Below are 6,512 nucleotides of genomic sequence, written 5' to 3'. Positions count from 1 at the left end.
CGCCTTCCCGCCTCAGGAATGCGCAAACTACTTCAGAAACTCCGGATATGCTTCAACCTAAGTGAAAACGAGTCTAGCCATCACTTCCACCACTCGTCGAGGTGCTGCTCGAGGCCGTTGTCGACCGCCTCGTCGTGCCCGGTGCCGCTGGAGAGGAAGACGAGCCCCATCAGCGCGGCCATCAGCATCATCGTGAACCCGATGCCGAGCATCGCCGCGATGTAGAGGTGGATCGAGACAAGGCCGACCGCCTCGTAAAGGTAAAGCGCGGCGGCGGCCATCACGGCGAGGGTCAGCAGCGCCATCCAGCGCATGACCCGGAAATAGCGGCCCCAAGCGAACTCGGCGTAGTCCGGATCATCAAGCGGAGAGGGGCGAACGGGGTTGGCCATGCACGCTTCCATGCGCCGCGCGATCCCCCAAGGCAATCGCTTTCCCTGCCTGCCCTTTGGTGGCATGATCTGCGAATCGGCAAGCATTGGAACGACTTGCCGCACAAGCGGGACCTCCCGAGAGGGGGAATGGAGGATGCCATGTCGATCGCGCAACTGATCGCCGGCCGTTCGGGAGAGGTGTGGCACTGCCATGCCGATGACCTCGTGGCGGGCGCCGTCGAAACCCTCGCCACACGCCGGATCGGGGCCTTGCCGGTGACCGATGCCGGGACTGAAGTAGCCGGAATCTTCTCCGAACGGGATGTGTTGTATGCCCTGAAGACCCATGGCGCTGCCGCGTTGCAGATGCGCGTGCGCGATGTGATGACCGCGCCGGTCATCTCGGTCTCGCCCGATCAGAGCGCGCTTGAAGCGCTCGCGCTGATGACCCGCCGGCGCATCCGCCATCTGCCGGTGCTCGACAAAGGCAAGATGGTCGGTTTCGTCTCGATCGGCGACCTCGTGAAGTTCCGGATCGACCGGATCGAGGCCGAGGCCGAAGCGCTCAGGGAATATATCCAGTCGGCGTGACTTGAGCGGGCCGCCCGGGCAGCCTATCTTGGTGTCATGACCACAACGCTCTCGGATCCCGCGCTCACCGCCGGTGTCACGCTCGCCCCCAGCGCGGCGGCGCGCATCGCCGCGATTGCTGCCAAGCAGAACCGCCCCGCCGTGTTGCGCCTCGCGGTCGAAGGCGGCGGCTGTTCGGGCTTTCAGTACAAGTTCGAGATGGGGGATGAACCCGCAGCCGACGATCTCGTGAGCGAGACCGACGGCGTGCGCCTGCTGGTCGATGCGATGAGCCTTGAACTGATCGCGGGCGCGACGGTGGAATATGTCGAATCGCTCGGCGGCGCGGCCTTCCGCGTCACCAACCCGCAGGCGGCCTCGGGATGCGGCTGCGGCGCGAGCTTCTCGGTGTGACGATCAAGGTCGCTTCGTTCAATATCAACGGGATCAAGGCGCGGCTGCCCCGCCTGCTCGAATGGCTGGAGGAAACCCGCCCCAGCGTCGCCTGCCTGCAGGAAATCAAGACGCAGGACGCCGACTTTCCCGCCGCCGAGTTCGAGAAGATCGGCTATCACGCGATCTGGCACGGGCAGAAGGGCTTCAACGGCGTTGCCATTCTGGCGGATGGTACGAAACCCGTCGAAGTGCAGCGCGGCCTCGCCGGAGAACCGGAGGACGAGCATTCGCGCTACCTCGAGGCCGATGTCTTCGGTCTGCGCGTGGTGTGCATCTATCTGCCCAACGGCAATCCGCAGCCGGGCCCGAAGTTCGATTACAAGCTGCGCTGGATGGAGCGCCTGCGCAAGCGCATGGCGACAATCGCGGCAGAGGAAGTGCCAGCGCTGGTGATCGGCGATTACAACGTGATCCCCGAAGACAAGGACGTGTGGGACACGCGCGCAATGGCGAGCGATGCGCTCATGCAGCCAGAGTCGCGCGATGCCTATCGCCGCCTGCTCAACGATGGCTGGACCGACGCACTCGATCTGCACCATCCGCGCGGGGGACTGTGGACCTTCTGGGACTATCAGGCGGGCGCATGGCAACGCGACCACGGCTTCCGCATCGATCACGCACTGCTTTCGCCCGAACTGGCCGACCGGCTGGTGGGTGCAGGCGTCGACAAGACCTATCGCGGGCGCGAGAAGGCCAGTGACCACGCGCCGATCTGGGTTACCTTGCGCGAACCCGCCTGAACCGGCTCAGTTCACCACGCGCCAGAACTTGATGTGCGATCCCGGCGCGATATCGACCGGCTGCAGCCACTGCGGCGGGCGATCCCTGAGCAGATCGGCCATCAACCCTTGCGGCGCACGCGCGGCGTAGACCGCAGGCTCGTAGATATCGGGGCAGACCACGACCAGCGCGGCATGACGCTTGCGGATCAGGGCATGCGCCTCGTCGGCAGGCGCCATGAACGCGGCGATCACATCGTGCATGCCCGAAGCTCCCCGGTGATGCCCCGTTGCGACCACGCGGTCGTGCGAGCGCACGATCAGATCCGGCCCGATATCGAGGGGAGCGAAGATATCGACGGCAGGCAGCCGATCGAGCGCGCGGCCCGCAACATCATAGCGGCATTGCGAGATGGACAGTGCACCGAGAGTAACGCCAGCGACGGACTTCTCGAGCTTGCCGCCCTTGGTGTTGGCCATGAGCGGGCTCGCCGCAGCCATGGTAAGGACGACCGGGAGCCCGGGTGCCAGCAGCGAGATCACCACCACGTAGCCGCCAAGACGCGGCAGGATCGCAATGGAGCGCAGGCGATAGACCCCGTGGAGGATCAACGCGGCGGCCGGTACGGCGGCAAACACCAGCGCCGTTGCCGAAGCGCGCGCCACCACCAGCCCGATCAGCCAGGCACCGGCCAGCAGCAGCAGGTGATCGCACCAGAGCGTCCGGCTCTGCGCATCGCTCGTGCCGCGCCAGATCCACAGCGCGCCGATAAGGCCGACCAGCGGCCCGGCCAGGATGGCAGCCGCCAGCGGCGGCGAGGTGTGCCAGAAGGGCATGCCTTCCTGCACCCCGTCGTACCAATAGCGCTTGACCAGCGGATCGAGCATCACGAACGCGCCGCCGCGGCATTCGGGCGCGACGCCGAACAGGATGGCAGCGGAGACCGCGCCGATCAGCGCCAGCGCACCGATCTGGCCGTACAGGCTGCGCGGTGCGGCAAGGCGCAGCGCTGCGGCGCCGGCGGCAACCCAGCCGAGCATCGCCAGATGGACAGGGGACAGGGCATCGCAGTGCGTGATGAGATCATAGGTCCCGCGCGTGCCGAGGAAGATCGCCGCGCTGCCCAGCGCGAGGCTGCCGGCTGCGCTGGAGAACCAATCAAACCGGCTGGCCGGATGGCGGAGGCCGCGCAGGACGCAGATGCCCAGAAACAGCGCGGTGAGCGGCAGTCCCTCAATCGAGATCGCGAGCAGCGCAGCCAGCGAAAGACCGATCACCAGCCCGCCGCGCCGGGGATCCCGGGCATGGAGTCCATTCAGCGCCGCAAGCGCGAGCACGATCTGCCAGCCGTGGTGGTCGATCCTGAGCGGCGTGAACTGGCACAGCACCGGGGGCGAAAGGCCGATCATCAGGCCCGAGAGCGCGACGACTTCATCGTTGAACCAGCGCGCGGCAAGGCGGCCGATCAGCGCCATCGCGCAGAGCAGCGTGAGCAGCGGAATCACCACTGCTGTCACCTGTTCGGCCCCGGCCATCCCCAGTAGCGGCCGCAGCAGCAGGATCATTCCGGCGATCGGAATATCGACCAGCCGCGACCAGTGCATCGGCACCCCTTCGGGCGCGGCAACGCGGTATTGGTGGACATCGAACCAGGATTGCCCGGCGAGCAGATCGCGCACCTGCAGCAGGCGCAGCGCATCGTCCGGATCGCCAAAGCGCATCGTGGCGATGAGCTTGAAGTTGATGAGGATCATCGTGGCCGCCAGCAGCGCCCACGTGATCACGACGCGCAGGTAGGGACCCTTGGCGGGATCGGTGACGGACGATGTCTGCTGCTGGGCGGCAGTGCCCCCGGCGTAGAGCGTCGCCATCAGCGGAACACCACGCGCTTGCGCAGCAGCCAGGTCACCATGAAACTCACGACGATGGCGCAGAGCTTGGCAACCCGGGGATCGAGCCCCGCCGCGCTTGCCGCGCCGACAATCAGGGTAGTGACGCCAAGCCCGATCAGTGCCGAGACAACGAACATCGCCTTCTGCTTGGTGCGGGCGATGCCGCCGTCGGCAACCTGAGCGGCAAAGACCTTCCGGCTCGACAGGATCCAGTGGACCATGATGCCAAGGCCATAGCCCATCGCCGAAGCCGCGACGGGCGGAACCCCGGCGGAAAGCAGCGTGAGGAACATACCCATATCCACCGCCAGCGCGCCCACGCTGGCGAGGATATAGCGCACCAGCACGATCTGGCGGATGCGATGGAGTGGAGCGATATCGAGCACGGTCAAGACACAATCCTGTTCAGCGCGGCATCACGGACGGGTAGGCGAGCGACGTTCAGGCCGCGGCGCGATCCTTGCCCGAAGCAGCCTCGGAGCCGGCAATCCGCGTCGGCACATCGCGCAGCGAGCTGAGCGCGGCCGCCTGATCCTCGCTCACGGCGCGGGCGGGGATGGTGCGCTGGGCACCCTCGTCGCCGGCTTCGTGATATTCGGCGTCCTCGTTCACGCACCAGATGTCGTAGACTCGGGTGCCCGCGAGGATGTTCTCGACCGTGAGCATCGCGGTCATCATCGCGTGATCCTGATTGTTGTAGCGGTGCATGCCATTGCGGCCAACGAGATGCAGCGTCGGGTGGCTGGCTTCCAGTTCCTCGCGCATCGCGGCGACGTTCGCGGCATATTCGTCGTCGTAGACCGGATAGGCCTTTTCCTGACGGACGACCGCGCCGCCGATCACCTTGGCGGGATCGACAAGGCCGAGGATGTCCATTTCCTTCGTCGCGAGCTTGATCAGGTCCTCGTCGGTCGAGGCCCAGAGGTCATCGCCTTCGAAGCAGAAGTATTCGAGGCCGACACAGGCGACGCTTTCGTCGGGTACCATTTCGGGCGACCACGAGCGGAAGTTCTGCACGCGGCCGACGCGGACCTTGCTGTCGTGGATGTAGATCCAGTTGTCGGGGAACAGGTCCTCGCTCCGGATCTTGAGCGCCACGGTGAGGAAGTCGCGGTACTTGAGGCGGCTTGCTTCCAGCGTCGTCGCAGGCAGCGGGTGCAGGCGGGCGGCGAGTTCGCGCATCGGGGCAGAGCTGATGGCGTGCTTGGCGCGGATCACCGTCTCGCCGCCATCTTCGGCGCGGGTTGCCGAAAGGCGCCAGCCGCCCTGGCCGTCGCTGGCCAGCTGCTTCATCGCGTGGCCCATCAGCACGTGGCTGCCGGCGGCGAGGATCTTGTCGCGCGCGGCTTCCCACATCATGCCCGGGCCCTGGCGCGGATAGCGGAAGGTTTCGAGCAGGGTCTTGGTCTGCATGCCGTCGTTCGGGCGCTTGCTGAGCCCGAGGCTGCGCTTGAGGCCATCAAGCACCGCGGCGCCGAGCGAGAGGCCCTTGATGCGCTGCGCGGCCCAGTCGGCGCTCATCTCGTTGCAGGGCATGCCCCAGACCTTCTCGGTGTAGGTCTTGAAGAAGATCGAATAGAGTTTCTTGCCGAACTGGTTGCTCGTCCAATCCTCGAAGCTCTTCACCTCCTTGATCGGGAACAGCTTGGACATGCCATAGCTCACCATGCAGGTGGTGGAGCGCCAGATGCCAAGGTTGCTAAGCGCCTCGAACGCGCGGAGCGGATAGGAGTAGAACTTGCCCTCGTAGTAGATGCGGCTCATGCGCGGGCGCTGGATGAAGTCGTCGGGCAGGATCTCGTTCCACAGATCGACAACCTGCTGCGACTTCGAGAAGAAGCGGTGGCCGCCGATATCAAAGCGATAGCCCTCGTGCTCCACGGTGCGGCTGATGCCGCCGACGTAGCGGGTATCCTTCTCGATGATAGCGACCTTGAGGCCTTTCTTCGCAAGCAGGTAGCCGGCGGTCAGCCCAGCGGGTCCCGCGCCGATGATTGCCACATCGACCTGAACCTCGCTGCCATCCCCCTGCAGACCAGTGAAACCGTTACCCATCGCTAGCTCCCGCTCAAGCGTTCATGCCTTGGCAACGGAAGTGAACGAAAATGGCTAAGAGACGGTTAACAACGCGGTCGGGAATGGCGAAACCCACGCCTTGTCAGGCTTCACCCGCAGCAGGTTGATCCGCACACGACGAGGCATGCTCCTCCAGAGCCTGCGCGAACTGCAGCGGCGCAGAGATGCGGGCCAGTTCCTCGAGCCGGAACGTATGCTCGAAGATGAGCCCATAGCGTGGATGGCTGCGCCAGCGGACCTTGGCGTAAAGCGGCTCGGAGACACCGGTTTCGAGGCGGACCAGCTCGTTCATCAGGAGCCACTTGTCCAATTCCACGCAAGCGCCTTGTTGCGAAAGATTATGGAACAGCACAGGCACGGCCTCGCCCCCGGAATGCAGCACGCCGCTGAGTGCGATCTGCAGGCGGATCTGCCGCTTGGGGAA

General features: G+C 65.4%; 8 protein-coding genes. 3 read left to right on the top strand and 5 right to left on the bottom strand.

What is annotated here, in order from left to right; genetic code table 11:
- Positions 1-80: 80 nt before the first annotated feature.
- Complete coding sequence (locus tag K5Q19_RS10790) at positions 81-392, bottom strand: hypothetical protein (RefSeq protein WP_292944724.1); 312 nt, start codon at positions 390-392, stop codon at positions 81-83.
- Between the two features lie 141 nt (positions 393-533).
- On the opposite strand from K5Q19_RS10790, the gene K5Q19_RS10785 reads away from it, so the two are divergent.
- From K5Q19_RS10785 to xth, 3 genes are read left to right on the top strand one after another with little or no spacing between them, the layout of a single operon-like run.
- Complete coding sequence (locus K5Q19_RS10785; protein WP_292944721.1) at positions 534-965, top strand: CBS domain-containing protein; 432 nt, start codon at positions 534-536, stop codon at positions 963-965.
- Positions 966-1,001: 36 nt separating this feature from the next.
- Entirely contained in the window at positions 1,002-1,358 is a 357-nt protein-coding gene (locus K5Q19_RS10780) for an iron-sulfur cluster assembly accessory protein (protein ID WP_292944718.1), read from the top strand.
- Positions 1,359-1,360: 2 nt separating this feature from the next.
- Entirely contained in the window at positions 1,361-2,140 is a 780-nt protein-coding gene (gene xth, locus K5Q19_RS10775; RefSeq protein WP_292944727.1) for an exodeoxyribonuclease III, read from the top strand.
- Positions 2,141-2,146: 6 nt separating this feature from the next.
- Here the strand turns inward: xth and K5Q19_RS10770 are convergent, their stop codons facing one another.
- From K5Q19_RS10770 to K5Q19_RS10755, 4 genes are all read right to left on the bottom strand, one after another.
- Positions 2,147-3,991, bottom strand: coding sequence for a hypothetical protein (locus K5Q19_RS10770; RefSeq protein ID WP_292944715.1), 1,845 nt, complete (start codon positions 3,989-3,991; stop codon positions 2,147-2,149).
- Positions 3,991-4,398 (bottom strand): GtrA family protein, encoded by a 408-nt coding sequence (locus tag K5Q19_RS10765; RefSeq protein WP_365759238.1) that lies wholly within the window; start codon positions 4,396-4,398, stop codon positions 3,991-3,993. Before K5Q19_RS10765 ends, K5Q19_RS10770 begins: the two co-directional genes overlap by 1 nt.
- Positions 4,399-4,453: 55 nt before the next feature.
- Positions 4,454-6,067, bottom strand: a complete 1,614-nt coding sequence (locus K5Q19_RS10760; RefSeq protein WP_292944709.1) for an NAD(P)/FAD-dependent oxidoreductase — start codon at positions 6,065-6,067, stop codon at positions 4,454-4,456.
- A 103-nt stretch (positions 6,068-6,170) separates the two neighbouring features.
- A partial coding sequence (locus tag K5Q19_RS10755; RefSeq protein ID WP_292944706.1) for a PilZ domain-containing protein occupies positions 6,171-6,512 on the bottom strand: 342 nt, incomplete at its 5' end.

Origin of the sequence: Novosphingobium sp. (assembly GCF_019748365.1) — a bacterium.
Taxonomy (GTDB): domain Bacteria; phylum Pseudomonadota; class Alphaproteobacteria; order Sphingomonadales; family Sphingomonadaceae; genus Novosphingobium.
This window is presented reverse-complemented; position numbering and strand designations above follow the sequence as displayed.

Coding starts and splice junctions, on each gene's coding strand:
- K5Q19_RS10790 (WP_292944724.1), bottom strand. CDS start 392: ATGGCCAACCCCGTTCGCCCCTCTCCGCTTGATGATCCGGACTACGCC.
- K5Q19_RS10785 (WP_292944721.1), top strand. CDS start 534: ATGTCGATCGCGCAACTGATCGCCGGCCGTTCGGGAGAGGTGTGGCAC.
- K5Q19_RS10780 (WP_292944718.1), top strand. CDS start 1,002: ATGACCACAACGCTCTCGGATCCCGCGCTCACCGCCGGTGTCACGCTC.
- K5Q19_RS10770 (WP_292944715.1), bottom strand. CDS start 3,991: ATGGCGACGCTCTACGCCGGGGGCACTGCCGCCCAGCAGCAGACATCG.
- K5Q19_RS10760 (WP_292944709.1), bottom strand. CDS start 6,067: ATGGGTAACGGTTTCACTGGTCTGCAGGGGGATGGCAGCGAGGTTCAG.